We start from the raw sequence: 24,311 nt of genomic DNA, 5'->3' as shown, positions 1-24,311 counted from the left end.
CCGGCACCCTCCGGGGGGCTACTCGACCCCGATGAGCAGCGGTGCCGAGCCCCGGCCGCCCCGGTACAGCACCGTGTCCACCGCCAGGTGCGACTCCCGGACATGGCGTTCCAGCCGGGCCGCCACCGCCTCCCCCTCGGGGACCTCGTCGCCCAGGACCAGCGTCACCAGTTCGCCGCCCGCCGCCAGCATCCGGTCCAGGACGGTCAGCGCCGTCGCCGTCAGATCCGTGCCGATCACCGCGACGTCGCCGTCTATCAGGCCCAGCACATCGCCCGCCTGACAGACACCGGCCGTCGTCCACGACTGCCGTTCCGCGACGGCCAGTTCCGCGTACCGGGTGGCCCCGGCGGCCGCGGTCATCGCGACCACGTCCTCGTCGAAGCGGCGGTCCGGTTCGTGCACCGCGAGGGCGGCGATGCCCTGGACGGCCGCGCGGGTCGGGATGAGCGCGACCCGGACGCCTTCCGTGCGGGCCTGTTCCGCCGCCGCGGCGGCGGTGTGGCGCAGCTCCGCCGAGTTCGGCAGCAGAACCACCTCCCTGGCGTGTGCGCGCCGGATCGCGTCGACCAGTTCGCCGCTGGCCGGTGGCTCCCCCGGCCGGGCGAGCACCGTCGTCGCGCCCGCCTCGCCGCACACCCCCGCCAGCCCCTCGCCGGGCACGACGACCACGACCGCGCGCTGGGCCTGCTCCCGTACCGGTCCCGGTCCGGCGTCGAAGTGGGTGATCCGGATCCGGTACGGGCGTCCCGCCTCCACCCCGGCCTCCACCGCGGCACCCGCGTCGTCCACATGGACGTGGACGTTCCACAGTCCGTCGCCGCCGACGACGACGAGCGAGTCCCCGAGGGCGTCCAGCCGGGCCCGCAGCCGGGCCACGGCCGCGTCCGTCGCCTCCAGGAGGTAGATCACCTCGAAGGCGGGTCCGCCGTCCGCGCAGGGCTCCACCACCACGGTGCCCACCCGGGCCGGGGCCGGTGCCTTCGGCGCCTCCCCCGAGAGGGCCTCCACCAGCGCGCCCAGCACGGTGAGCAGCCCGCGCCCGCCTGCGTCCACCACTCCGGCGCGGCCGAGCACGGCGAGCTGTCCCGGGGTCGCCTCCAGGGCGGTCCTGGCGCCGTCGTACGCGGCGGCGGCGGCCCGGTCGGGTGCCTGCGCGGCCGCGTCGGCGGCCGCGGACGCCACGGTCAGGATGGTGCCTTCGACGGGGTGCGCGACCGCTTCCCTGGCGAGTGCGGCGGCCCGTAGCAGCGCGCCGGGGAGCTGGTCCCCGGCGCCGATCCGCTCGGCCATGCCCCGGAGGAGCTGCGCCAGGATCGTCCCGGAGTTGCCGCGCGCGCCGATGAGCGCCCCGTGCGCCATGGCCCGTACGGCGTCCGCGGTGGCGGGTACGGAGGTCCCGGTCTCGTGCGCGGCGAACACCGCATCGACGGCCTGGGTGGCGGACTCGACGGTCAGATAGAGATTGGTGCCGGTGTCACCGTCGGCGACGGGATAGACATTGATCGCGTCGATGTCCTCGCGCTCCCGCCCGAGCGCCTCCAGCGCCAGGGAGCACCAGGTGCGTACCGCTGCGGCGTCCAAGGTCTGCGGCACCTGGTGATCCTCCTCGTACGGCCGCACAGGGGCCGTGGGCAGCGGGTTGCACCGCAGGGTAGACCCCGGCGAACGACGGGGAGCTGGGTGGGGGCGGCAAGAACCATGGTAGTTTCGTACTGCCGCCGCAGTCGTTGTATGCTGCTTCGGTTGCCCGATGAGAGTCGGGCCATTCCCCCGGCAGAGCCACCAATCAGCACCACTGATTTCCGGCATGCCGGAATTCACTGTAAGTGCACCTGAAGTCTTTGGAGTGACCCGTGGCTGCCAACTGCGACGTCTGCGGCAAGGGGCCGGGCTTCGGCAATAGTATTTCGCACTCGCACCGCCGTACGTCTCGTCGCTGGAACCCGAACATCCAGCGCGTGCGTGCAGTGGTCGGTCGGACGCCGAAGCGGCTCAACGTCTGCACCTCGTGCATCAAGGCCGGCAAGGTCTCGCGCTAACCGCGACGGTCACGTCGTAGCGCAGCCCCTGCGGTTGCCTTGAGAAGCCGGTCCACCTCGGTGGGCCGGCTTCTTGCCGTGCCCTGACGCGGGCTGACGGCGGCGCGCGGCCGGGGGCGGCCGTTGCCGTACCCCCGGCCCGCTCTCCCTCAGCGCAGCTTCCAGCCGTGGTCCACCGGCCCGATCCCGTCCCCCAGGGCGAATCCGGCGGCTATCGCCCCGGTCACGTACTCCTTCGCCGCCCGTACCGCCTCCGGGACCGCGAGTCCCTTCGCCAGCCCGCAGGCGATGGCCGATGCGAGTGTGCAGCCCGTGCCGTGGGTGTGCCGGTTGTCGAGCCGGGGCGCGCGCAGCCAGTGTTCGTCGGTGCCGTCGCTGAGCAGGTCCACCGCGTCGCCCGCGAGATGCCCGCCCTTGATCAGCACCCAGCGCGGCCCGAGCTCCAGCATGGCGCCGGCGGCCCGGCGCAGTCCGCTCTCATCGGTCACCGCCACTCCCGTGAGCTGCGCCACCTCGTCCAGGTTGGGGGTGGCCACGGTCGCGACCGGCAGCAGCTTCCGCCGTACCGAATCCAGCGCCGACGCGGCCAGCAGCGAGTCACCGTGCTTGGAGACCCCCACCGGGTCCACCACCACCGGCACCGCGGTCCCCGCGAGCAGTTCGGCGACCGTCTCCACCAGCGGCGCGGAGGCGAGCATCCCGGTCTTCACGGCCTGGACGCCGATATCGTCCACGACGCTGCGGTACTGCGCCCGGACCGCCTCCACCGGCAGCTCCCAGTACCCCTGGACGCCCCGCGAGTTCTGCGCGGTGACGGCGGCGAGCACGCTCATGCCGTGGGTGCCGAGCGCCAGCATGGTCTTCAGGTCGGCCTGGATCCCGGCACCGCCGCCGGAGTCGGACCCGGCGACCGTGAGCACGCGGGGCAGATTCATGAGTCCTCCGTAGGTCCGAAGTGGTCCCAGCCACCGGTGCTGTGCCAGGGCGCGCCGTCCACGGTCACCTGTGGCGGCGCGGACGGATGGAGCACCTGCCCGATGACCTTCCACCGGGCGGGCAGTTTGGCGTCCGGGGGGAAGGTGGCGACGATCGCGTGGTCCTCTCCCCCGGTCAGTACCCACTGGAGCGGATCGATGCCGACCGCCTGCCCGATGTCGTTCATCTGACTCGGGATGTCGATGGAGCCCGAGCGCAGGTCGATGCGGACCTTGCTGGCCTCCGCGATGTGCGCGAGGTCGGCGACGAGCCCGTCACTGACGTCGCACATCGCGGTGGCGCCGAGCCCGGCCGCGGCCGGACCCGCGTGGTACGGGGGCTCCGGGCGCCGGTGCGCCTCGACGAAGGCCCGGGGCGAGCGGAAGCCCCGGGAGAGCACCGCGTGCCCGGCGGCCGACCAGCCCAGCCAACCGGTGTACGCGACCACGTCGCCGGGCCGCGCGCCGTCCCGGGTGACCGGCGCATGGTCACGCAGATCGCCGAGTGCGGTGATCGCGAGGGTGATCACCTCGCCCCGTACGACATCCCCGCCGACCACCGCGGCCCCGGCCACCTGGCATTCGTCGCGGATGCCGTCCATCAGCTCGGTCGCCCAGGTGACGGGCAGTTCGGCCGGGACGACCAGCCCGAGCAGCAGCGCCGTGGGCACCGCGCCCATGGCGGCGATATCGGCCAGGTTCTGCGCGGCGGCCTTGCGGCCCACGTCGTACGCCGTCGACCAGTCACGGCGGAAGTGCCGCCCCTCCAGGAGCACATCCGTGCTCGCCACCACCCTGCCGTCGGGCGCGGCCACGACCGCGGCGTCGTCGCCGGGCCCGATCCGGACCGCCGGGGTGGAGGTGAGTCGGGAGGTCAGCTCTCTGATGAGCCCGAACTCCCCCAACTCGCCCACAGTGCCCTTCACCCGAGTCTCACCTCTCCGTCGTCACGCCGGGGGAGCCCCCCGGTGAGGAATGCCTGCCTGCGCTCGCGAGCCGTCCGCGCCGTCGGTACCGTCGAGAGAGCGGTCCGTACGGTCACGGGCCCCGGTACCGTCAAGAGATACGTCAACGTGTGCTCTCCGCCCGCCGTCCCCGCCGCGATCAGCGACGCCACCCGGCCCGCGGGTCTCCCCGCGGCGCCTGGCGACGCGATACCGTGGCGTCCCTTTCTCTCCCCTGGGGTCTCCCCACCGACGGTAGGGGAAATGATCCTCGGGCCGCCCTGGAGGTTCCGTGGTACAGGCGTACATCCTGATTCAGACCGAGGTGGGCAAGGCGTCGACCGTCGCCGAGACCATCGGAAAGATTCCGGGAGTGATGCAGGCCGAGGACGTGACCGGCCCCTACGACGTGATTGTGCGCGCCCAGGCCGACACGGTCGATGAACTGGGTCGACTCGTGGTCGCCAAAGTCCAGCAAGTGGACGGCATCACCCGAACCCTGACCTGCCCGGTCGTGCACCTGTAGCCCCCGTCTACGCTTGGCCGATGACCTCTGCCGGCCGATCCGTGCTGCTCTCCGCCTCCGCGGTGGCGCTTCTCGCTGTCGCGGGCTGCTCCGCGTCGGACGCGGCGACGGTCGCGGTTCCCAGCCCCCCGCCCGAACAGGCCGCCCTCTGCGCCGCGCTGCACAAGGAGCTGCCGAAGACCGTCGGCGGAGAGAAACGCACCGACCCGGAGCCGACGTCCGACCTGACCGCCGGCTGGGGCGACGCCGCGATCGTACTGCGCTGTGGCGTCCCCCGGCCGGAGAAGATGAACGAAGCGACGACCGGACTGGAAGCCAACGGCGTCGACTGGATGGTGGAGGAGCGGGCGGCGGGCCCCCGGTTCACCACCACCTACCGCGAGGCGTACGTCGAGGTGACGATGGACGAGCGGTACGCGCACGACGCGACACCACTCGCCGACCTGGCCGACGCGGTCCGCAAGACCGTGCCGGTCACCGTGGAGATCCCCTGAGGAACGTCGGCGCGGAGCGTCTTCGCGGGGGTCCCGTCCGCACGGTGGGCGGACGGGACCCCGCGGACACATCCGGGGCCCGGCGTACGGAAGGCGCTCAGCGCAGTCCGGTCGGGCGGCGCAGCGCCGCCTGGATCAGCCGGTCCACCAGCTCCGGGTAGTCGACACCGGTCTCCTGCCACATCCGCGGATACATCGAGATCGGCGTGAAGCCCGGCATCGTGTTGATCTCGTTGATGACGAACCCGCCGTCCTCGGTGAGGAAGAAGTCCGCCCGGACCAGTCCCTCGCAGGAGGCGGCCTCGAAGGCCGCCACCGCGAGCCGCCGCACCTCGGCGGTCTGCTCGTCGGTCAGCGGGGCCGGCACCAGACCGGACGCGGAGTCGATGTACTTGGCCTCGAAGTCGTAGAAGTCGTGGGCCGACACCGGCGGGATCTCGGCCGGGACGCTGGCGCGCGGGCCGTCCTCGAACTCCAGCACCCCGCACTCGATCTCCCGGCCCCGGAGCAGCGCCTCCACCAGGATCTTCGGGTCGTGGCTGCGGGCCTCCTCGATCGCCTCGTCGAGCCCGGAGAGGTCCTCGACCTTGGTGATGCCGATGGAGGAACCGGCGCGCGCGGGCTTGACGAAGAGCGGCCAGCCGTGCTCGCCCGCGAAGTCGATGATCTTCTTACGGGCCGCGGACGGGTCCTGCTCCCACTCGCGAGGGCGGATCACCTCGTAGGGACCGACGGGCAGTCCGAAGGAGATGAACACCCGCTTCATGTAGTCCTTGTCCTGGCCGACGGCCGAGGCGAGCACACCGGAGCCGACGTACGGCACACCGGACAGCTCCAGCATCCCCTGGAGGGTGCCGTCCTCGCCGTACGGGCCGTGGAGCACCGGGAAGACGACGTCGACATCGCCGAGTGCCTTGGGCACGGCGCCCGGCTCGCTGTAGACGACCTCTCGGTTGCCGGGGTCGACGGAGAGCACGACGCCGCCGTCGGTGGACTCGGCGAGCTGGTCGACGCTGGGGGTGCGGCGTTCGCTGATCGCCATCCGGTCGGGCTCGTCCGCGGTGAGCGCCCAGCGGCCGTCTGTCGTGATGCCGATGGGCAGCACGTCGTACTTCGTACGGTCGATGGCCCGCAGGACGGCACCGGCGGTGACGATCGAGATCCCGTGTTCGGAGCTGCGACCGCCGAAGACGACGGCCACCCGCGGCTTGCGCGGCGGCTCCTCAGTACACTGCCGGCCGGGGTTCTGGGGGAAAATGTCGGTGCTCATATCGGGTTGAGCGTACCTGTTGACACCCCGGGAGTCAGCGCCGCTCGGCCCGGAAACGACCCCCGAACACCTCAGTGGCGCTCGGGCTTGGCGCTCCGTGACATGAGTTCCTTGAGCGCCACCATCGGGGGCTTGCCCTCGTGGACGATGTCGACGACGGTCTCCGTGATGGGCATGTCGACGCCGTGCCGGCGGGCCAGATCGAGCACCGACTCGCAGGACTTGACGCCCTCGGCGGTCTGCTTGGTGACCGCGATGGTCTCCTGGAGCGTCATGCCCCGGCCGAGGTTGGTGCCGAAGGTGTGGTTGCGGGAGAGCGGGGACGAACAGGTCGCGACCAGGTCGCCGAGGCCCGCGAGTCCGGAGAAGGTCAGCGGGTCGGCGCCCATCGCCAGTCCGAGCCGGGTGGTCTCGGCGAGCCCCCGGGTGATCAGCGATCCCTTGGCGTTGTCCCCGAGTCCCATGCCGTCGGCGATGCCCACGGCGAGCCCGATGACGTTCTTCACGGCGCCGCCGAGTTCACAGCCGATGACGTCGGTGTTGGTGTACGGGCGGAAGTACGGGGTGTGGCAGACGGACTGGAGGCGCTGGGCGACGGCCTCGTCCGGGCAGGCGACCACGGCCGCGGCGGGCCTGCGCTGGGCAATCTCCTTGGCGAGGTTGGGGCCGGTGACGACGGCGACCCGCTCGGCGGGGACCCCGGCGACCTCCTGGATCACCTCGCTCATCCGCTTCGCGCTGCCGAGTTCGATGCCCTTCATCAGGGAGACGAGGACGGTGTCGGCGGCCAGTTCCGGGACCCAGGCGGCGAGATTGCCACGCAGGGTCTGGGAGGGGACGGCGAGGACGGCGAAGTCGGCGCCGTCCAGGGCCGCCGCCGGGTCGGTGGTGGCCCGCAGGGTGGCGGGGAGTTCGATCCCGGGCAGGTAGTCAGGGTTGGTACGAGTGGTGTTGACGGCGTCGGCCAGTTCGGCGCGGCGGCCCCAGAGGGTCACCTCGCAGCCCGCGTCCGCGAGCACCATGCCGAAGGCCGTCCCCCATGAGCCTGTTCCGAAGACGGCTGCCTTGGCGCGGTGTGTCACTTCGTTCCTTCCCCTGCGGCGTTCCGCCGCTGTTCTGCACGGGCCTTGCGATGGTCGTACGGCTCGGTCGGCGCCTTCTCCCCGCGCACATCGGCGAGAAGTGTGGTGATCTCGGCCATGATGGCCTCCGTCGCCTCCCGGAGCACCTCGGGGGTGGGTTCCAGATCGTAGAACCGGGAGAGATCGACGGGCGCTCCGGCCTGCACGATCAGGGTCTTACGGGGAAACAGCCGCAGCCTCCGCTCCTTGGCGTAGGGCGGCATCGCGAGATTCGCGCCCCACTGGGCGACCGGGATGACGGGCACCCTCGTGCGGAGCGCGATCCTGGCGGCGCCGGTCTTCCCCGTCATGGGCCACATATCGGGGTCACGGGTGATGGTGCCCTCGGGATAGAAGGCCACACATTCGCCCCGCTCGACCGCGTCGACGGCGGCGCGGAAGGCGTCCAGCGCGTCGGTGGTCTCCCGGTAGACGGGGATCTGTCGGGTACCCCGGAGGATCATCCCGACAAAGGGCGTCTCGAACAGCGCGGCCTTCACCAGCAGGCGCGGCAGCCGTCCGGAGTTGTACTGGAAGTGCGCGTAGGAAAGAGGGTCCAGATACGAGTTGTGATTGACCGCGGTGATGAATCCACCCTCGGCCGGAATGTGATCCATTCCCCGCCAGTCCCGTTTGAACAGAACCAACAGCGGCGGTTTTGCGATGACCGCCGCCAGGCGGTACCAGAAGCCGATTCTGCGGCGGGACACTCGAACACCCTTCCTCTCGACCGGGTCGTCGCCCGGAAGCCGGGGGTCAAGTGTGGCCCCGGACCTCTGCTCTGTCGAGCACACCGTACGCCCCGATCACCGGACCGCCCCTGCGCGATCGGACGGGCGCCGGGTCACAATGGGGCCCGCTACACATGGACGGAGAGTTGGCCACGAACCCGACCGCGAACACCGACCCGGCGGCCCGATGGTCCCTGGTGGTCCCGTTGAAGCCGCTCGTACGGGCGAAGAGTCGCCTCATGGCGGCGGCCGGCGGGCCGCTGCGTCCGCGGCTCGCGCTCGCCTTCGCCCAGGACACCGTGGCCGCGGCCCTGACCTGCCCGGTCGTATGGGATGTGGCAGTTGTCACGGATGATCCCCTGGCCGGCGCCGAGCTGTCGGCCCTCGGGGCCCGGATCGTGCCCGACCTGCCGGCCGCCGGGCTCAACGCGGCCCTGTCCCACGGAGCGGCGGCGGTACGGGCGGTGCGCCCCGACGCGGCGGTGGCCGCACTCAACGCCGATCTGCCGGCCCTGCGCCCGGCCGAATTGGCGCGCGTCCTCACCTGTGCGGCGGGATTTCCCCGCGCATTTCTGACGGACGCGGCCGGTATCGGTACGACATTGCTCACCGCGGGACCGGGCGTGGAATTGCGTCCCGCATTCGGCGGCCGGTCACGGGATCGGCATTCGGCGTCGGGGGCGGTGGAAATCCCGCTCGACGGGGTCGATTCCGTACGGCAGGACGTGGACACCGGCGACGATCTGGCGGTCGCACTCGCACTGGGCGTCGGCCCGTGGACCTCGGCAAGTCTGCCGCCCGGCGCCCGCACCCCGGAACCCCGCGCACTGGAACACTGACGCCACACCCCACGGCGAGGGTGCGTACCAGGTCCTGTCCGGGCGATCTTCGAGAGTCAGCCCGCGGCCGTCAGATGCATGGGGTCTCCCCGGGCCCCCAAGGGCCGAGGGGACGTGCCGTCGCAGCCCGTCCGGGCCCGACAAGATCGCCCGGACAGGGCCTAACATGACGACCATGCAGGCGACCTCGTTCACATACGACTCCGAATCCCGCGCCGGAAGTGTGCTGCTCGACGACGGCACTCCGCTGGAATTCGACACGGCGGCGTTCGACGCAGGCGGTCTGCGGCTGCTCCGGCCCGGCCAGCGGGTGCGGATCGAGACGGCGGGCGAGGGCGAGGACCGCCGGATCACGCTGGTGACGCTCCAGACCTTCTGAGGGCCCACTGGGCGCCTTTCAGGACCTCCCGTATCCAGCCACCTGCTTTCCGGCCACTAGGCGCCGAGAGGGCCCTCTGAGTGGCCGGAAACGGCCCCCGGCGACCAGGACTCTCGCTGTTCGACGGCCGGAACGCCCCCTGCCGGCCGGGGGGCCCAGTGTTTCGCCGGGGGCCACACACGCCGCGGGCCGGGCTCCCCGAGGGGAGCCCGGCCCGGCGCGTCAGTGGCCCGATGACCTGATGCCGCTTACCTCTTCCTGGCAGTGGCGGTCTTCTTGGCGGCGGTCGTACGCGCCGTCGCCTTCTTGGCGGGCGCCTTCTTCGCGGTGGCCTTCTTGGCCGGCGCGGTCTTCTTCGCCGTGGCCTTCTTCGCCGGGGCGGCCTTCTTGGCCGTGGTGGCCTTCTTGGCGGTCGTCGCCTTCTTCGCGGCGGCCGTCACCTTCTTGGTGGCGGTCTTCTTCACCGCCGTGGCCTTCTTCGCGACTGCCTTCTTCGCGGTCGTCGCCTTCTTGGCGGCGGTCTTCTTGGCGGTGGCCTTCTTGGCCGCGGCCTTGGTGGTCGTCCGGGTGGAGGCACCGCCCGAAAGGCTGCCCTTGGGCGCCTTCTTCACCGAGACCTCGCCCCCACGCGGGAGCTTCTTCGAGCCGCTGACCAGGTCCTTGAAGCCCTGGCCCGCACGGAATCGCGGAACCGAGGTCTTCTTGACCCGGACCCGCTCACCCGTCTGCGGGTTGCGGGCGTAGCGGGCGGGGCGGTCGACCTTCTCGAACGATCCGAAGCCGGTGACCGAGACCCGGTCTCCGGCGACGACCGCGCGGACGACCGCGTCGAGCACCGCGTCGACGGCGTCAGCGGCCTGCTGACGGCCGCCGAGCTTGTCGGCAATCGCTTCTACGAGCTGCGCCTTGTTCACGTCTTCCCCTTCGGAGACATTGCCAGAACGAAAGTGTCCAGGCTTTTTCGCACGTTAGGCAGATATATACCGCAAATCAAACACGAAACGGTCTAATCACCCTAGTGCCGCAACGAAGTCGACCACGGAAGTCGGTCTTCGCGGAGTTCGGGTGTCAGTCGCCTTCAGGGAATCGCCCCTCGTCGAGGTCCTGCATCAAGCGCTCCAGACGCCGTGCCGCGTCAGGGAGATCGTGCTTCGCCGCGGCCGTGATGACCAGCAGCTTCCGGGAAAGCGCCTTCCTTACGCCCTCCGGGACTTGCAGTGCGCGCACGGTCGCGTGCGCTTCCTTCAATCTGGCCGCGACAGCCTCATAGAGCTCTAGTTGGCTGTCGCGTTCCATGCACCGATTGTGCCATCTGAGGCGAGTTGTCGCCCGGCAGGGTCTCAACAGACGGCTGCGCCCCCCACCGGACGGTGGAGGGCGCAGTCGGGGAAAAGCGCTGATCAGACCTGAATGGTGCGCGGTTTGAAGGCCGGACGGGACCGTTCGTAGGTCGCAATGTCCGCTTCGTTCTGAAGGGTGAGGCTGATGTCGTCCAGCCCGTTCAGCAGCCGCCAGCGGGCGTTCTCATCCAGCTCGAAATCGGCCGTGATGCCCTCGGCGCGTACCTGGCGCGCCTCCAGGTCGACGGTGACATCGGCCGTGGGATCGGCCTCGGTCAGGGCCCAGATCCGGTCCACCGTCTCCTGTGGCAGAACAACGGTCAGCAGGCCGTTCTTGAGCGAGTTGCCCCGGAAGATATCGGCGAACCGGGAGGAGATGACGGTCTTGAAGCCGTAGTTCTGGAGCGCCCAGACGGCGTGCTCACGCGACGAGCCGGTGCCGAAGTCGGGGCCCGCGACCAGGACCGTAGCCCCCTGGCGCTCCGGCCGGTTGAACACGAACTCGGGGTCCTTGCGCCATGCCTCGAAGAGACCGTCCTCGAAGCCGTCGCGGGTGACCTTCTTCAGCCAGTGCGCGGGGATGATCTGGTCGGTGTCCACATTGCCGCGGCGCAGCGGCACGGCCCGGCCGGTGTGGGCGGTGAAAGCTTCCATGGTGTTCCTCAGACTCCCGCGGTGACAGCGACGTCGGACAGATCGGCCGGAGAGGCCAGATGGCCCAGTACCGCAGTGGCGGCGGCGACCTGCGGCGAGACCAGGTGGGTACGCCCGCCCTTGCCCTGCCTGCCCTCGAAGTTACGGTTGGAGGTGGACGCGGAACGCTCGCCGGGAGCCAGTTGGTCCGGGTTCATCCCCAGACACATCGAACAGCCGGCGTGTCGCCATTCGGCGCCCGACTCGGTGAAGACCTTGTCCAGACCCTCCGAAACGGCCTGCAGGGCGACCCGTACGGAGCCGGGGACCACCAGCATCCGTACCCCGTCGGCCACTTTGCGGCCGCCCAGAACGGCGGCGGCGGAGCGCAGGTCCTCGATGCGACCGTTGGTGCAGGAGCCTACGAAGACGGTGTCGACCTCGATGTCCCGCAGCGGCTGCCCCGCGGTCAACCCCATGTATTCCAGGGCCTTTTCGGCGGCGAGGCGCTCCGAAGCGTCCTCGTACGAAGCCGGGTCGGGGACGTGGGAGGAGAGGGGCGCGCCCTGGCCGGGGTTGGTGCCCCAGGTGACGAACGGCGCCAGCTCGGTGGCGTCGATGAACACCTCGGCGTCGAAGACGGCGTCGTCGTCGGTGCGCAGGGTCTCCCAGTACGCGACCGCCGCATCCCACTCGGCGCCTTCGGCCGGAGCGTGGTCACGGCCGCGCAGATACTCGAAGGTGGTCGCGTCCGGGGCGATCATGCCCGCGCGGGCGCCCGCCTCGATGGACATGTTGCAGATCGTCATCCGGGCTTCCATCGAGAGCTTCTCGATGGCCGAGCCGCGGTACTCCAGGATGTAGCCCTGGCCGCCGCCGGTGCCGATGCGGGCGATGATCGCCAGGATCAGGTCCTTGGCGGTGACCTCGGCGGGCAGCTCACCCTCGACGGTGATCGCCATGGTCTTGGGACGGGCCAGCGGCAGCGTCTGGGTGGCCAGCACGTGCTCGACCTGCGAGGTGCCGATGCCGAAGGCCAGCGCGCCGAAGGCACCGTGCGTGGAGGTGTGCGAGTCGCCGCAGACCACGGTCGTGCCGGGCTGGGTCAGTCCCAGTTGGGGGCCCACGACATGGACGACGCCCTGCTCGACATCGCCCAGCGGGTGCAGTCGTACACCGAAATCGGCGCAGTTCTTGCGCAGGGTCTCCAACTGGGCGCGGGAGACGGGGTCCGCGATGGGCTTGTCGATGTCGAGGGTCGGGGTGTTGTGGTCCTCGGTGGCGATGGTGAGGTCGAGGCGGCGAACGGGCCGGCCGTTCTGACGGAGACCGTCGAATGCCTGGGGGCTGGTCACCTCGTGCAGCAGGTGCAGATCGATGTAGAGGAGATCGGGCTCGCCATCGGCGCGCCGGACGACATGATCGTCCCAAACCTTCTCTGCGAGTGTCCTACCCATCGCTTTCCCTCCGGCCGGCGGCGGTGCCGGCACCACTAGAGATCTTGTGCGACCCCATGGATCCGAGGGCCGCCTCTACAGACTGGCGGGTTCCCGGAGAAATTGAACTTGCGTTTCACAGTGTGAGACGCGAATATCGTTGCATGGACAACTCTAGCGGCGTCGGCGTTCTCGACAAGGCGGCTCTGGTTCTGAGCGCACTGGAGTCCGGTCCGGCCACCCTCGCCGGGCTGGTCGCGGCGACAGGGCTTGCCAGGCCCACGGCACACCGGCTGGCCGTGGCCCTGGAACACCACCGGATGGTGGCGAGGGACATGCAGGGCAGGTTCATCCTGGGCCCCCGGCTGGCAGAGCTGGCAGCGGCGGCCGGCGAGGACCGACTGCTGGCCACGGCGGGCCCGGTGCTGACGCATCTGCGCGATGTGACGGGCGAGAGCGCGCAGCTCTACCGCCGCCAGGGCGACATGCGCATCTGCGTGGCCGCGGCGGAGCGCCTGTCCGGACTCCGGGACACCGTGCCGGTCGGCTCCACGCTCACGATGAAGGCCGGTTCGTCGGCACAGATCCTGATGGCCTGGGAGGAGCCGGAGCGACTACACCGCGGCCTCCAGGGCGCGCGCTTCACGGCGACGGCGCTCTCGGGCGTACGACGCAGGGGCTGGGCCCAGTCGATCGGCGAGCGCGAACCGGGCGTCGCTTCGGTCTCCGCGCCGGTGCGTGGACCGTCCAACCGCGTGGTCGCCGCCGTCTCGGTCTCCGGACCGATCGAGCGGCTGACGCGCCACCCGGGCCGGATGCACGCCCAGGCCGTCATCGATTCCGCGGCCCGTCTGAGCGAGGCCCTGCGCCGCAACGGCTGACCGGCCACTCCGTCCACCATCAGCCGGCAGCCGCCCAGTCACCCGCCCGCCGCGGCGGAACTCTCCCGGAGACCGACCGAGTTGCCCCCCACCACCGGGCAACTCGGTCCCCCGGGGCGGAGAGTTCCGCCGCGGCGAACACCGACCCCGGACATGAAGAAGCCCCTCGCGCTGACGCGAGGGGCTTCTTCTCTCTTGTACCCCCGACCGGATTCGAACCGGCGCTACCGCCTTGAGAGGGCGGCGTGCTAGGCCGCTACACAACGGGGGCAAGATGTGATCGATGCGACGACGTCACATGATCGGTACTGCGCTGGGCTACCAGGACTCGAACCTAGACTAAATGAACCAGAATCACTCGTGCTGCCAATTACACCATAGCCCATGGTGGTTTAGACCAGTACCCCCGACCGGATTCGAACCGGCGCTACCGCCTTGAGAGGGCGGCGTGCTAGGCCGCTACACAACGGGGGCCCTAGCGATCCCATCCGACCGAAGGCCGGATGTTGTCACCGCACGATCAATGGGAGCTACCCGGTTGATCAACGGGATGGATCTGTACCCCCGACCGGATTCGAACCGGCGCTACTGCCTTGAGAGGGCAGCGTGCTAGGCCGCTACACAACGGGGGCTTTGCAGATGAGCTCTGCGAGCTGGCCTACCAGGACTCGAACCTAGACTAACTGAACCAGAATCAGTCGTGCTGCCAATTACACCATAGGCCACCAAAACGCAACCCCCGGTAGGGGGCTTGTTTGGTTTGCGCTCCCGGTCCGGACCGTGTGGCCCGGGCGAGCGGCGCAGGAAGAACATTACCCGAAGGTGGACGGCGCTCCAAAACGGGTATCGCCCCGCAACAGACCGGGAAGCTGGTCGAGACCGGTGATCCGGATCAGCTCGGGTCGGCCGCCGACACCGGTGCGGTCCAGCCAGATGCCGAGGAGTCCGGCCTCGACGGCGCCGCGTGCGTCGATGTCCGGCTCGTCACCCACGTACGCGACCTCCTCCGGCGGCAGCCCGATGGCCTCGCAGGCGGTGTGGAAGGCCCGCGCCGATGGCTTGGCGCACCCCAGCTCGGCGGCGCAGACGACGACCTCGAATCTGTCCCGTACCCCGAGAACGCGCAGCTTGTGGTCCTGGACCTGGAGCGAGGAGTTGGACAGGATCGCCTGGCGGTACTCCCCCGCCAGGCTGTCCAGGGCGGCGACGGTGTCCGGGAAGAGCGACCAGGCGGCTTCGTAGTGGACGATGTAGCGGTCGAACCAGTCGTCGGCATCGGCGTCGCTCAGCGGGCGCCCGCTGAAGCTCCGCACCCGGTCGCGCCGCTGGCCCTGCCAGTCGACCTCCCCCAGCGTGAACCGCGCCCAGTGCTCGGCGGTGATCTCCCGCCACCGCGCGAGGGCCTGGTCGGCGGAGGTGTATCCGTCGGCCAGGCCCTCGGCGCGCAGGTGACTCAGCAGACCGTCACGGTCGGCGGTGCGGTAGTCGAAGATGGTGTCGTCCACGTCCCACAGGACGGCGCGTATGGTCACGGTCCGACCGTACCCCGGACACCGGGCGACGGCTCGGGGATTCCGGGCCCCCACACCGAACGGACCGGGGCGCCCGGCCCACCGGTGAGGGTGGGGCGGGCGCCCCGGGGGACCGCGGGTGGACGTGCGGGTCAGCCGGCGAGCTTCGCCAGCGCCGCGTCGACGCGGGCCAGCGTCTTCTCCTTGCCCAGGATCTCCAGGGACTCGAAGAGCGGCAGCCCCACCGTGCGGCCGGTGACCGCGACGCGGACGGGGGCCTGGGCCTTGCCGAGCTTGAGGCCGTGGGCCTCGCCGGCCGCCAGGACCGCTTCCTTGAGGGACTCCGGGCTGCTCCAGTCCGCGGCCTCAAGCTTGGCGCGGGCCGTCGTCAGCAGGGCGTCCGAGCCCTCCTTCATCGCCTTCGCCCAGGACGCCTCGTCCTCGACGGGGGCGTCCAGGAAGAGGAAGTCGACATTGGCGGTGATGTCGGAGAGCACGGTGAGCCGGGTCTGGGCGTACGGGGCGATGGCTTCCCACGCCGCCTGGTCGAACTGCTCCGGCGCCCAGTTCGCGTACGGGGCCCGCAGCCACGGCGCGCACGCGTCGGTGAACGCCTTCACGTCGAGACGGCGGACGTGGTCGGCGTTGATCGCCTCGGCCTTCTTGAGGTCGAAGCGGGCCGGGTTGGCATTGACGTCCGCGATGTCGAACCGCTCGATCAGTTCGGCGACCGAGAACACGTCCTGGTCGGCCGAGAAGGACCAGCCGAGGAGCGACAGATAGTTGAGCAGGCCCTCGGGGAGGAAGCCGCGCTCGCGGTAGAGGTTCAGGGACGCCTGCGGGTCGCGCTTGGAGAGCTTCTTGTTGCCCTCGCCCATGACGTAGGGGAGGTGCCCGAAGGCGGGGATCTCCTGGGCGACGCCCAGCTCGATCAGCGCCTTGTAGAGCGCGATCTGGCGCGGGGTGGAGGAGAGCAGGTCCTCGCCGCGCAGGACGTGGGTGATCTCCATCAGCGCGTCGTCGACCGGGTTGACCAGTGTGTAGAGCGGGGCGCCATTGGCCCGGACGATGCCGTAGTCCGGCACGTTCTCCGGGGTGAAGGTCAGCTCGCCACGCACCAGGTCGGTGAAGGTGATCGTCTCGTCGGGCATCCGGAAGCGGACGATCGCCGGGCGACCCTCCGCCTCGTACGCCGCCACCTGCTCGGCGGTCAGCGCACGGCAGTGGCCGTCGTAACCGGAGGGGCGGCCGGCCGCGCGCGCGGCGTCGCGGCGGGCCTCCAGCTCCTCGGCGGAGCAGTAGCAGTGGTAGGCGTGGCCGGCGTCGAGGAGTTTCGCGGCGACGTCCCGGTAGATGTCCATGCGCTGCGACTGGCGGTACGGCGCGTGGGGGCCGCCGATCTCGGGGCCCTCGTCCCAGTCCAGGCCGAGCCAGCGCATCGAGTCGAGGAGTTGCCCGTACGACTCCTCGGAGTCGCGGGCCGCGTCGGTGTCCTCGATGCGGAAGACCATGGTGCCGCCGTTGTGCCGGGCGAAGGCCCAGTTGAACAGGGCGGTGCGGACCAGACCCACATGGGGGTTGCCGGTCGGCGAGGGACAGAAACGTACGCGGACGTTCGCGTTAGCCACGCTTGATCACCTTGTTGGTGAGAGTGCCGATGCCTTGGACGGTGACGGCGACCTCGTCGCCGACGTTGAGGGGGCCGACTCCGGCTGGGGTGCCCGTGAGGACCACGTCGCCCGGGAGCAGCGTCATGGCCTCGGTGGCGTTGACGATCATGTCCTCGATGGAGTGGATCATCTGGCTCGTCCGGCCGAGCTGCCGCTGTTCGCCGTTGACGGTGCACTGGATGGTGAGATCGCCGGCGGTGGCCAGGTCGATGTCCGTCTCCACCCAGGGGCCGAGCGGGCAGGAGGTGTCGAAGCCCTTGGCCCTGGCCCACTGCTTCTCGCGCTGCTGCACATCACGGGCGGTGACGTCGTTGGCGCAGGTGTAACCGAGGATGACGTCCTTGACCCGCTCGCGCGGGACCTCGCGGCACATCCGGCCGATCACCACGGCCAGCTCGGCCTCGTAGTGGAGCTCCTGGGAGAAGGAGGGGTACGCGATGGCGTCACCGGGGCCGATGACCGAGGTGGACGGCTTGAGGAAGGCGTACGGCACGTCCGGGACCTCGTTGCCCAGCTCCGCCGCGTGCTCCGCGTAGTTGCGGCCGAAGGCCACGACCTTGCTGGGGAGCACGGGCGGCAGCAGCCGGACCTTGCTCAGCGGGACCTTGGTGCCGGAGAGTTCGAAGTCCGCGAACGGAATGCCCTTGATGATGTCGAGGACGAGCCCGTCGGGGCCGTCACCCTCGACCGCGCCGAAGGCGACATTGCCGTCGAGGGAGAATCTGGCGATGCGCACGGGATGCGGTTGCCCCTCTACTACTGCTGACGTTGCTGGAGTCTGACGCTCCAGGCTAACGCGGCCGGGGGGCTCACTTCGCGGACCGCCCTGCGGAGGGTCTCCGGACCCGTTGAAGGTCTCGGACCGCCTCGCGGCGGATCTCGCACCGCGTCGCGGCGGACCGCGTCAGGACACGGGGGCGTCCATGAGGATCGTCCGGCGGGGGTTGGCCGTCTGGGTGGGGAGGTCGAGCGAGTGCTCCGGGCGCTCGGGCGACGGCAGCTGCTCGGCGTCGTCGAGGTGTGCGAGCGTGGTGCGCCGGGGGTTGGCTATGTTGCGGAACATCATCGTCTTCATCGGTTGCTTCCCGACCTCATCGACATACGGCCGCTCGACGAGCGGCGGTTGACAGAGCACTCACTGTTGTAAAGCGCCAGGCTAAACACCCAATTCCCCGGTAAGGCGTGTGCAAGACTGGGGGCAAGGTGTGAGTTTCCTCACGAGTTGCCGGGCAATTGGGCCATTTCGGGCGGTCCATGCGGCGCAAGGAAACGGACATTGAACGCTGAAGCCATCATTCCGCTCCTGATCATCGCGACTGGGGCACCCCGGGCCACTCGGTGACCCGTGGGGAAATGTCCCCTTCGCCCCCGAAATCCCTCTACGTCTCGTAACCCGTCGCTCACACCGTGTCACCCAGGTCACAGCACGGTACGCGGCCCTTGTTGGAGATCCGGCACTGTGCTGGAATTCCACGCACCGCCGCGGTTCTCAGGCCGGCGCGCAGGAGGCGCGACCCGCGCCGAGCGGCGGCGGGAAGGGGGAGAGCGCCGGTCGCTCACGACCACCACAAGAGGCGCTTCCGCGCCTCGTAGACGCCGACACCGTCTTGTCGTTCACACGGCAGGACGCCTGGTCCAGAGGTTGCGACGCTAGTGCAGGGACGTTTCAAGAGGGATGGCAGCGCTGCGGCGGAACAAGAGCCGCGCGGCGGGACCGACCGTGGCTCCTCGCCCCAGCACACCCAGAACCAGGGCCCGGTGCCGCCCGGTGACGGTGGTGACCGCGGCACGCGCCCGATAGGTGCCCCGCCCGGCCCGACGGCCGACGGCCCCGCGGTGCCCCCGAAGGGCAAGGGCCCCACGGACACCGGCTCCCGAATAGCTCTTCGTAACTGGCGCATCAGCACCCGGCTCGTCTCCCTGCTGACCCTGCCCGTCGTCGCCGCGACGACCCTGGGCGGACTGCGGATCAACGAGTCCATGGAACGGATGCAGCAGCTCGACCATATGCAGTTGCTCACCGACATGACCCAGGAGGCGACCAAGCTCGCCGTCGCCCTCCAGGAAGAGCGTGACCTGACGGCCGGCCCGCTGGCCAACAACGTCCCCGCCACGAACTTCAAGGTCACCGGCCCGCGTCAGATCACCGACCGGGCCAGAAAGACCTTCCTGGACACCACCCGCGACATCCCCAACGCGGACGACGACGACTCGCTGGAATCCATCCGCGCCAACGCGAACCAGATCGCCACGCAGGTCCGGACGCTGAGCCACATCCGAGCGCAGGCGTACACACGCGGCACCGGAACCAGCTCCCTGCCGAACTCTCTGACGGTGGAGAGCTACCACCGGCTGATCGAGTCCCTGCTGAGCCTCTCCCAGGACATGGCCCAGGCGACCAGTAATCCGGAAATGATCAAGCGCACCCGTGCGCTGGCGGCCTTCTCCTCCGCCAAGGAGTACGCCTCCATGCAGCGCGCGATCATCGCCGCCGCACTGCCCGGCGGTGGCGCGGGCGCCAAGGGCCCCGGCCTCCAGGAGATCGACCGCCAGTACGGCAGCGCCGCCCTCAAGCGGAGCCAGGACGAGCTGAAGGCGTTCAACGCGGTCTACGAGTCCGCCGGTGGCAACGCCCAGGAACTCACCGACCCGCTGGACAACGGCAACCCCACCATCGGATCGGCCGACAGCTTCGCCTCCCGTGTCCTCAACGACAAGGAGGGCCTGGCCACCCAGGAGAAGCAGAACTACCTGGACTGGACCGACGCCTACGGCGTCCGCATCCAGGCCATGAAGACGATCGAGTCCACCCTGCTCGGCCAGATGGAGGCCAAGGCGCGGGAGCTGCGCGAGGAGTCGCAGCGCGAGGCGATCATCAACGGTGCGCTCATCCTCGTCGTCCTCGGCGTCTCGCTCATCGGTGCCTTCGTGGTGGCCCGGTCCATGATCCGCTCGCTGCGCCGGCTCCAGGACACCGCAACCAAGGTTGCCCAGGACCGACTGCCCGAGCTGGTCAAGCAGCTCTCCGAGTCGGATCCGCAGGATGTCGACACCTCCGTCGAGTCCGTCGGTGTGCACTCCCGGGACGAGATCGGCAAGGTGGCCGCGGCCTTCGACGACGTGCACCGCGAGGCGGTCCGCCTCGCCGCCGAGCAGGCCCTGCTGCGGGGCAACGTCAACGCGATGTTCACCAACCTGTCGCGGCGCTCGCAGGGCCTCATCCAGCGCCAGCTCTCGCTCATCTCCGAACTGGAGTCCCGCGAGGCCGACCCGGACCAGCTCTCCTCCCTCTTCAAGCTCGACCACCTCGCGACCCGTATGCGCCGGAACGGCGAGAACCTCCTCGTCCTCGCGGGCGAGGAGCCGGGCCGACGGTGGACCCGGCCCGTCCCGCTGGTCGACGTGCTCCGCGCCGCCGCCTCCGAGGTGGAGCAGTACGAGCGCATCGAACTCGCCGGCATCCCCGCCACCGAGGTCGCCGGGCGGGTCGTCAACGACCTGGTGCACCTCCTCGCCGAGCTGCTGGAGAACGCCACCTCGTTCTCCTCCCCGCAGACCAAGGTCCGGGTCACCGGTCACGCCCTGCCCGACGGGCGGGTGCTCGTCGAGATCCACGACACCGGTATCGGCCTCTCCCCCGAGGACCTCGCCGCGATCAACGAGCGGCTGGCATCGCCGCCGACCGTGGACGTCTCGGTCTCCCGTCGCATGGGTCTGTTCGTGGTCGGCCGGCTGTCGCTGCGGCACGGCATCCGCATCCAGCTCCGCCCTTCCGACTCCGGTGGCACGACCGGTCTGGTCATGCTCCCCGTCGATGTCGCACAGGGGGGCAAGAAGGCTCCCGGCGCCCCGGGCATGACCAATCAGGGCCTGCCGCAGGCGCCCGCCGGTGGCGGCCGTCCCGGCGGGGGCCCAGCCGGCGTCGGCGGACCTCAGGGCGGGCCCGGCGCCGGCGCGCCGTCCGGCGGTCTGCTCGGTGGCGCTCCGCCGCGCGGTCAGGTCGGCGCGGGTACGGGACAGCGCGCCGCGCTCCCGGGCCGCGACGGCGGTGCCGGCCACGCCAGGCAGGGCGCTCCCGCCCAGCCCAGGCAGGGCACCGGTCTCGCCGGCGCCTTCGGCAACCGGCCGCAGCAGACTCCCCCGCCCCACCAGTCCACCCCGACCGGCAATGCGCAGCAGGGCACGGGCGACCGCGGCCGTCAGTTGCCGCCCACCGGTGGCCCCCGTCCCGAGCTGCCCGGTGGCAACCCCGGCTGGGGCGGTGAGCAGTCGTCCACCCCGCAGGGTCCGCGGCAGCACACCGACGCCCCGCGCGGCCATGAGGACGGCGACGCCGCCCGCGGTCCCGGCGCTGCGGACTTCGCCGGCCAGGACTTCGGTGGTCGGCCGCCGCAGCAGCGCGGCCCCGGGGGCACCCCCGGCGGCCAGTTCGTCCGGCCCGACGTCTTCGGCCGGCCGTCCCCGCCCACCAACGACCCGTCGGCCGGTTCCTTCGCGCCGCGGCAGCCCGCCACCGGACAGGACGGACCGGCGAACGGACCGTACGCCGGACCCGGCGCCCCGCGGCCCCAGACTCCGGCCCCCGGCCAGGATCCGGCGGCGACCGGGCAGTTCTCCCGCGCCGAATTGCAGGACGCGACCGGCACCGGACAGTTCGCCCGCCCGGACCTCCAGGACCCGGCCGCCACCGGTCAGTTCCCCCGTCCGGACTTCAGCGAGCGAGGGCCTGCCGCGCCGGGACAGGATCCCGCCGCGACAGGACAGTTCCGCGGCCCGGCCTTCGGCGAGCGACAGGACCCGGCGGCCACGGGTGAGTTCCCCCGTACGGACCGGCAGCAGCCCCCCGGCGGCCAGGCTCCCGGCCCGTACCCCGGTGACGGCCGGCAGGACCCCGCGGCCACCGCGCCCTTCCCGCGGCCCGACTTCAGCGCGCCGCGGCCCCAGGGCGGCATGGCGACCGGCCCGTACCCCGGTGACGGCCGGCAGGGGCAGGACCCGAGCGGCACCGGACAGTTCCCCCGGCCCGAGTTCGACGCGCCCCAGAACCAGGGCCAGCAGCAGAACCAGCTTCCGGCCCCCGGCCAGGACCCCAACGGCCCGTACCCCCGGACCGACCGGCAGGACCCGGCCGGCCAGGACGGCAGGGCCGCCGGGCCGTACGCCGGTCACGGCCGGCAGGACCCGGCCGGCACCGGACAGTTCCCCCGGGCCGAGCTGGGCGCGCCCCAGCCGCCCGCGCCCGGTCAGGCTCCGGCGCCGCGCGGTTACGAGGAGCGGCCCGCCCTCCCGGCGCAGCCGCAGCACGAGGCGCTGCCCGCGGCCGGACCCGGCGACGGCCGTACCCCGCTGTTCGACACCCTGGAGACGGACTGGTTCCGTGCCCAGGACCGGGGCAGGGCCGAGCAGTCCACCGCGGAGGCCCCGTCCTCCGAGGTGTCCCAGACTCCGTCAGACCATCCGCTTCCGCCCATGCCCCAGCGGTCACCCGCCGGTCAGCAGGGTGGACCGGGCGGCAACGGCAACGGCTGGCGCGCCTCACCCAATGACGAGTTGGTGCGCCAGGCCGAGCGGATCAGGAAGCCGGCCGCCGGCGGAATCACCACCTCGGGTCTCCCCCGACGGGTACCGCGGGCCAACCTGGTCGCGGGTACCGCACAAGAACAGAACGCCCAGAACGGTCCGCAGGTCTCGCGCGCGCCCGACGATGTGCGCGGTCGGCTGACCAACCTCCGCCGTGGCATCCAGCAAGGTCGTCAACAGAACAACTCGACGACCGGCAGCCATGACCTCGGCCCCACTCACCAGCAGGAGCGTTAGTTGAGCCCGATGAGCCAGGCGGCGCAGAATCTGAACTGGTTGATCACCAATTTCGTGGACAACACCCCTGGGGTGTCCCACACCGTGGTGGTCTCCGCCGACGGACTCCTGCTGGCGATGTCCGAAGGATTCCCGCGCGACCGCGCCGATCAGCTGGCCGCCGTGGCGTCCGGTCTGACGTCGCTGACGGCGGGAGCCTCAAGGATCTTCGAAGGCGGATCGGTCAGCCAGACGGTCGTGGAGATGGAGCGCGGCTTCCTCTTCCTGATGTCCGTCTCCGACGGTTCGTCGCTCGCGGTGCTCGCGCACCCCGAGTGCGATATCGGTCTCGTCGGCTATGAGATGGCACTGCTGGTCGATCGCGCGGGCAGTGTCCTCACCCCGGACCTCCGTGCCGAGTTGCAGGGCAGCCTGTTGCACTGATCCCCCGTCCGCCTTCTATCCATCCATCAGATAGCGCGCCCCGCGCCGTCACCGTCAGGTCGCCCAACCGGCCCCCCACCGGCCCGCTCAGACGGCACGCCGACGACTTGCTGTCCCGCCCGGAGGACTCATGACCCCGCCACCCGCCTCACACGATCCGTACGGTCTCCAAACCGACGGCTACGGGATCGAGGGCGACCAGCCGCTGGTCCGTCCGTACGCCATGACCGGCGGACGGACGCGACCGCGCTACCAGCTCGCGATCGAGGCGCTGGTGAGCACCACGGCCGATCCCGCCCTCCTCGCCGGGCTGCTCCCCGAGCACCAGCGGATCTGCCATCTGTGCCGCGAGGTCAAGTCGGTGGCCGAGGTGTCGGCACTGCTGTCGATGCCGCTCGGCGTCGCCCGCATCCTGGTGGCCGACCTGGCCGAGGCGGGCATGGTGGCGATCCACCAGCCGGGCAATGGGGACGCCGGCGGCACACCGGATGTGACGCTGCTCGAAAGGGTGCTCAGTGGACTTCGCAAGCTCTAGCGGCGGTACGGCGCCCCGGTCGACCACCAGCGCGAAGATCGTGGTGGCGGGTGGATTCGGCGTGGGCAAGACCACCTTCGTCGGCGCCGTCTCGGAGATCAACCCGCTGCGTACCGAAGCCGTCATGACCTCCGCCTCCGCGGGCATCGACGACCTCACACACACCGGGGACAAGACCACCACCACGGTGGCCATGGACTTCGGCCGCATCACACTCGACCAAGACCTCATCCTCTACCTGTTCGGCACCCCCGGACAGGACCGCTTCTGGTTCATGTGGGACGACCTCGTACGCGGCGCCATCGGCGCCGTCGTCCTCGTCGACACCCGCCGCCTCGCCGACTGCTTCCCCGCCGTCGACTACTTCGAAAACAGCGGCCTCCCCTTCGTCATCGCCCTCAACGGCTTCGACGGACACCAGCCCTACAACCCCGAAGAAGTACGCGAAGCACTCCAGATCGGCCCCGACACCCCCATCATCACCACCGACGCCCGCCACCGCGCCGACGCCAAAAGCGCCCTCATCACCCTCGTCGAACACGCCCTCATGGCCCGACTCAAGTAGACGTTGACGTACGGCAGTTGTCGTAGTTATGTGGGGGCGGGCTGTGTCCTTTGACACGGTCCGCCCCCGCGTTCATAACGTTTCGACAGTGAATTACCGCGGTTCGGACACCCGACGCATACGGTCGGTACCGCTGCGCTCACATTTCCTTCGCACTTTGAAGGGGCTCGCTCTTTATGC

Annotated in this window: 24 protein-coding genes and 5 tRNA genes; 10 read left to right on the top strand and 19 right to left on the bottom strand. The window is 70.5% G+C overall.

Features of this window, described 5'->3' with window-relative positions:
* Positions 1-18 precede the first annotated feature (18 nt).
* On the bottom strand, positions 19-1,596 hold the full coding sequence (locus tag ACH4S7_RS18475) for a DAK2 domain-containing protein (protein ID WP_398522253.1): 1,578 nt from the start codon (positions 1,594-1,596) through the stop codon (positions 19-21).
* Positions 1,597-1,856: 260 nt separating this feature from the next.
* Between ACH4S7_RS18475 and rpmB the strand changes: the two genes are divergently transcribed.
* The gene (rpmB, locus tag ACH4S7_RS18470) at positions 1,857-2,042 is read left to right on the top strand and encodes a 50S ribosomal protein L28 (RefSeq protein WP_078877327.1); all 186 of its coding nucleotides are present in this window, start codon (positions 1,857-1,859) and stop codon (positions 2,040-2,042) included.
* Positions 2,043-2,191: 149 nt separating this feature from the next.
* Here the strand turns inward: rpmB and thiD are convergent, their stop codons facing one another.
* Positions 2,192-2,977 (bottom strand): bifunctional hydroxymethylpyrimidine kinase/phosphomethylpyrimidine kinase, encoded by a 786-nt coding sequence (gene thiD, locus ACH4S7_RS18465; protein ID WP_398522252.1) that lies wholly within the window; start codon positions 2,975-2,977, stop codon positions 2,192-2,194.
* Positions 2,974-3,942 (bottom strand): thiamine-phosphate kinase, encoded by a 969-nt coding sequence (locus tag ACH4S7_RS18460; RefSeq protein WP_398522251.1) that lies wholly within the window; start codon positions 3,940-3,942, stop codon positions 2,974-2,976. Before ACH4S7_RS18460 ends, thiD begins: the two co-directional genes overlap by 4 nt.
* Before the next feature lie 310 nt (positions 3,943-4,252).
* On the opposite strand from ACH4S7_RS18460, the gene ACH4S7_RS18455 reads away from it, so the two are divergent.
* Both ACH4S7_RS18455 and ACH4S7_RS18450 read left to right on the top strand, forming a co-directional pair.
* Positions 4,253-4,486, top strand: coding sequence for an Lrp/AsnC family transcriptional regulator (locus ACH4S7_RS18455; protein WP_398522250.1), 234 nt, complete (start codon positions 4,253-4,255; stop codon positions 4,484-4,486).
* A gap of 20 nt (positions 4,487-4,506) precedes the next feature.
* On the top strand, positions 4,507-4,980 hold the full coding sequence (locus tag ACH4S7_RS18450) for a DUF3515 domain-containing protein (protein WP_398522248.1): 474 nt from the start codon (positions 4,507-4,509) through the stop codon (positions 4,978-4,980).
* Positions 4,981-5,077: 97 nt separating this feature from the next.
* Here the strand turns inward: ACH4S7_RS18450 and ACH4S7_RS18445 are convergent, their stop codons facing one another.
* The 3 genes from ACH4S7_RS18445 to ACH4S7_RS18435 all read right to left on the bottom strand — a co-directional run bounded on the left by ACH4S7_RS18445 (position 5,078) and on the right by ACH4S7_RS18435 (position 8,081).
* On the bottom strand, positions 5,078-6,250 hold the full coding sequence (locus ACH4S7_RS18445; RefSeq protein ID WP_398522247.1) for a D-alanine--D-alanine ligase family protein: 1,173 nt from the start codon (positions 6,248-6,250) through the stop codon (positions 5,078-5,080).
* Positions 6,251-6,321: 71 nt separating this feature from the next.
* Positions 6,322-7,332, bottom strand: coding sequence for an NAD(P)H-dependent glycerol-3-phosphate dehydrogenase (locus ACH4S7_RS18440; RefSeq protein ID WP_398522246.1), 1,011 nt, complete (start codon positions 7,330-7,332; stop codon positions 6,322-6,324).
* On the bottom strand, positions 7,329-8,081 hold the full coding sequence (locus ACH4S7_RS18435; protein WP_398522245.1) for a lysophospholipid acyltransferase family protein: 753 nt from the start codon (positions 8,079-8,081) through the stop codon (positions 7,329-7,331). Before ACH4S7_RS18435 ends, ACH4S7_RS18440 begins: the two co-directional genes overlap by 4 nt.
* A gap of 155 nt (positions 8,082-8,236) precedes the next feature.
* On the opposite strand from ACH4S7_RS18435, the gene cofC reads away from it, so the two are divergent.
* Positions 8,237-8,941: a 2-phospho-L-lactate guanylyltransferase gene (gene cofC, locus ACH4S7_RS18430; protein WP_398522244.1), complete on the top strand. Its 705-nt coding sequence runs from the start codon at positions 8,237-8,239 to the stop codon at positions 8,939-8,941.
* A 175-nt stretch (positions 8,942-9,116) separates the two neighbouring features.
* On the top strand, positions 9,117-9,320 hold the full coding sequence (locus ACH4S7_RS18425; RefSeq protein ID WP_398522243.1) for a hypothetical protein: 204 nt from the start codon (positions 9,117-9,119) through the stop codon (positions 9,318-9,320).
* Between the two features lie 248 nt (positions 9,321-9,568).
* Here ACH4S7_RS18425 and ACH4S7_RS18420 read toward each other — a convergent pair whose 3' ends face one another.
* From ACH4S7_RS18420 to leuC, 4 genes are all read right to left on the bottom strand, one after another.
* Entirely contained in the window at positions 9,569-10,234 is a 666-nt protein-coding gene (locus ACH4S7_RS18420; RefSeq protein ID WP_398522242.1) for an HU family DNA-binding protein, read from the bottom strand.
* 154 nt (positions 10,235-10,388) lie between these two features.
* Positions 10,389-10,616, bottom strand: a complete 228-nt coding sequence (locus ACH4S7_RS18415) for a hypothetical protein (protein WP_398522241.1) — start codon at positions 10,614-10,616, stop codon at positions 10,389-10,391.
* A 104-nt stretch (positions 10,617-10,720) separates the two neighbouring features.
* Positions 10,721-11,314, bottom strand: a complete 594-nt coding sequence (leuD, locus tag ACH4S7_RS18410) for a 3-isopropylmalate dehydratase small subunit (protein WP_398522240.1) — start codon at positions 11,312-11,314, stop codon at positions 10,721-10,723.
* Between the two features lie 8 nt (positions 11,315-11,322).
* Positions 11,323-12,750, bottom strand: coding sequence for a 3-isopropylmalate dehydratase large subunit (gene leuC / locus ACH4S7_RS18405; protein WP_398522239.1), 1,428 nt, complete (start codon positions 12,748-12,750; stop codon positions 11,323-11,325).
* A gap of 143 nt (positions 12,751-12,893) precedes the next feature.
* On the opposite strand from leuC, the gene ndgR reads away from it, so the two are divergent.
* Positions 12,894-13,610 (top strand): IclR family transcriptional regulator NdgR, encoded by a 717-nt coding sequence (gene ndgR, locus ACH4S7_RS18400; protein ID WP_398522238.1) that lies wholly within the window; start codon positions 12,894-12,896, stop codon positions 13,608-13,610.
* A gap of 198 nt (positions 13,611-13,808) precedes the next feature.
* Here the strand turns inward: ndgR and ACH4S7_RS18395 are convergent.
* The 9 genes from ACH4S7_RS18395 to ACH4S7_RS18355 form a co-directional block, all read right to left on the bottom strand.
* Positions 13,809-13,881 (bottom strand) — tRNA-Glu (locus ACH4S7_RS18395).
* 42 nt (positions 13,882-13,923) lie between these two features.
* Positions 13,924-13,995 (bottom strand) — tRNA-Gln (locus tag ACH4S7_RS18390).
* A 16-nt stretch (positions 13,996-14,011) separates the two neighbouring features.
* A tRNA-Glu gene (locus ACH4S7_RS18385) sits at positions 14,012-14,084 on the bottom strand.
* Positions 14,085-14,169: 85 nt separating this feature from the next.
* A tRNA-Glu gene (locus ACH4S7_RS18380) sits at positions 14,170-14,242 on the bottom strand.
* 21 nt (positions 14,243-14,263) lie between these two features.
* A tRNA-Gln gene (locus tag ACH4S7_RS18375) sits at positions 14,264-14,335 on the bottom strand.
* Positions 14,336-14,422: 87 nt separating this feature from the next.
* A complete protein-coding gene (locus ACH4S7_RS18370) occupies positions 14,423-15,142 on the bottom strand; it encodes an HAD family hydrolase (protein ID WP_398522237.1) in 720 nt (239 codons plus the stop codon).
* A 131-nt stretch (positions 15,143-15,273) separates the two neighbouring features.
* Complete coding sequence (gltX, locus tag ACH4S7_RS18365; protein WP_398522236.1) at positions 15,274-16,749, bottom strand: glutamate--tRNA ligase; 1,476 nt, start codon at positions 16,747-16,749, stop codon at positions 15,274-15,276.
* Positions 16,742-17,527 (bottom strand): fumarylacetoacetate hydrolase family protein, encoded by a 786-nt coding sequence (locus tag ACH4S7_RS18360; protein WP_398522235.1) that lies wholly within the window; start codon positions 17,525-17,527, stop codon positions 16,742-16,744. The genes gltX and ACH4S7_RS18360 overlap by 8 nt, the downstream gene beginning before the upstream one ends.
* Before the next feature lie 168 nt (positions 17,528-17,695).
* Positions 17,696-17,866, bottom strand: coding sequence for a hypothetical protein (locus ACH4S7_RS18355; RefSeq protein WP_398522234.1), 171 nt, complete (start codon positions 17,864-17,866; stop codon positions 17,696-17,698).
* Between the two features lie 578 nt (positions 17,867-18,444).
* On the opposite strand from ACH4S7_RS18355, the gene ACH4S7_RS18350 reads away from it, so the two are divergent.
* The 4 genes from ACH4S7_RS18350 (at position 18,445) to ACH4S7_RS18335 (ending at position 24,131) form a co-directional block, all read left to right on the top strand.
* Complete coding sequence (locus ACH4S7_RS18350; protein ID WP_398522233.1) at positions 18,445-22,608, top strand: nitrate- and nitrite sensing domain-containing protein; 4,164 nt, start codon at positions 18,445-18,447, stop codon at positions 22,606-22,608.
* 9 nt (positions 22,609-22,617) lie between these two features.
* Entirely contained in the window at positions 22,618-23,031 is a 414-nt protein-coding gene (locus ACH4S7_RS18345; protein ID WP_398522370.1) for a roadblock/LC7 domain-containing protein, read from the top strand.
* Between the two features lie 130 nt (positions 23,032-23,161).
* Entirely contained in the window at positions 23,162-23,566 is a 405-nt protein-coding gene (locus tag ACH4S7_RS18340; protein WP_398522232.1) for a DUF742 domain-containing protein, read from the top strand.
* Positions 23,547-24,131 (top strand): GTP-binding protein, encoded by a 585-nt coding sequence (locus tag ACH4S7_RS18335; protein WP_398522231.1) that lies wholly within the window; start codon positions 23,547-23,549, stop codon positions 24,129-24,131. Before ACH4S7_RS18340 ends, ACH4S7_RS18335 begins: the two co-directional genes overlap by 20 nt.
* Positions 24,132-24,311: the final 180 nt, after the last annotated feature.

The organism is Streptomyces sp. NPDC020965 (assembly GCF_044333555.1).
GTDB lineage: Bacteria > Actinomycetota > Actinomycetes > Streptomycetales > Streptomycetaceae > Streptomyces.
This window is presented reverse-complemented; position numbering and strand designations above follow the sequence as displayed.

Excerpts from the sequence above, each read along its gene's own strand:
- thiD (WP_398522252.1), bottom strand. The coding sequence starts at position 2,977 with ATGAATCTGCCCCGCGTGCTCACGGTCGCCGGGTCCGACTCCGGCGGC.
- ACH4S7_RS18450 (WP_398522248.1), top strand. The coding sequence starts at position 4,507 with ATGACCTCTGCCGGCCGATCCGTGCTGCTCTCCGCCTCCGCGGTGGCG.
- ACH4S7_RS18445 (WP_398522247.1), bottom strand. The coding sequence starts at position 6,250 with ATGAGCACCGACATTTTCCCCCAGAACCCCGGCCGGCAGTGTACTGAG.
- cofC (WP_398522244.1), top strand. The coding sequence starts at position 8,237 with ATGGACGGAGAGTTGGCCACGAACCCGACCGCGAACACCGACCCGGCG.
- ACH4S7_RS18425 (WP_398522243.1), top strand. The coding sequence starts at position 9,117 with ATGCAGGCGACCTCGTTCACATACGACTCCGAATCCCGCGCCGGAAGT.
- ACH4S7_RS18415 (WP_398522241.1), bottom strand. The coding sequence starts at position 10,616 with ATGGAACGCGACAGCCAACTAGAGCTCTATGAGGCTGTCGCGGCCAGA.
- leuD (WP_398522240.1), bottom strand. The coding sequence starts at position 11,314 with ATGGAAGCTTTCACCGCCCACACCGGCCGGGCCGTGCCGCTGCGCCGC.
- leuC (WP_398522239.1), bottom strand. The coding sequence starts at position 12,750 with ATGGGTAGGACACTCGCAGAGAAGGTTTGGGACGATCATGTCGTCCGG.
- ndgR (WP_398522238.1), top strand. The coding sequence starts at position 12,894 with ATGGACAACTCTAGCGGCGTCGGCGTTCTCGACAAGGCGGCTCTGGTT.
- ACH4S7_RS18355 (WP_398522234.1), bottom strand. The coding sequence starts at position 17,866 with ATGAAGACGATGATGTTCCGCAACATAGCCAACCCCCGGCGCACCACG.
- ACH4S7_RS18345 (WP_398522370.1), top strand. The coding sequence starts at position 22,618 with ATGAGCCAGGCGGCGCAGAATCTGAACTGGTTGATCACCAATTTCGTG.
- ACH4S7_RS18340 (WP_398522232.1), top strand. The coding sequence starts at position 23,162 with ATGACCCCGCCACCCGCCTCACACGATCCGTACGGTCTCCAAACCGAC.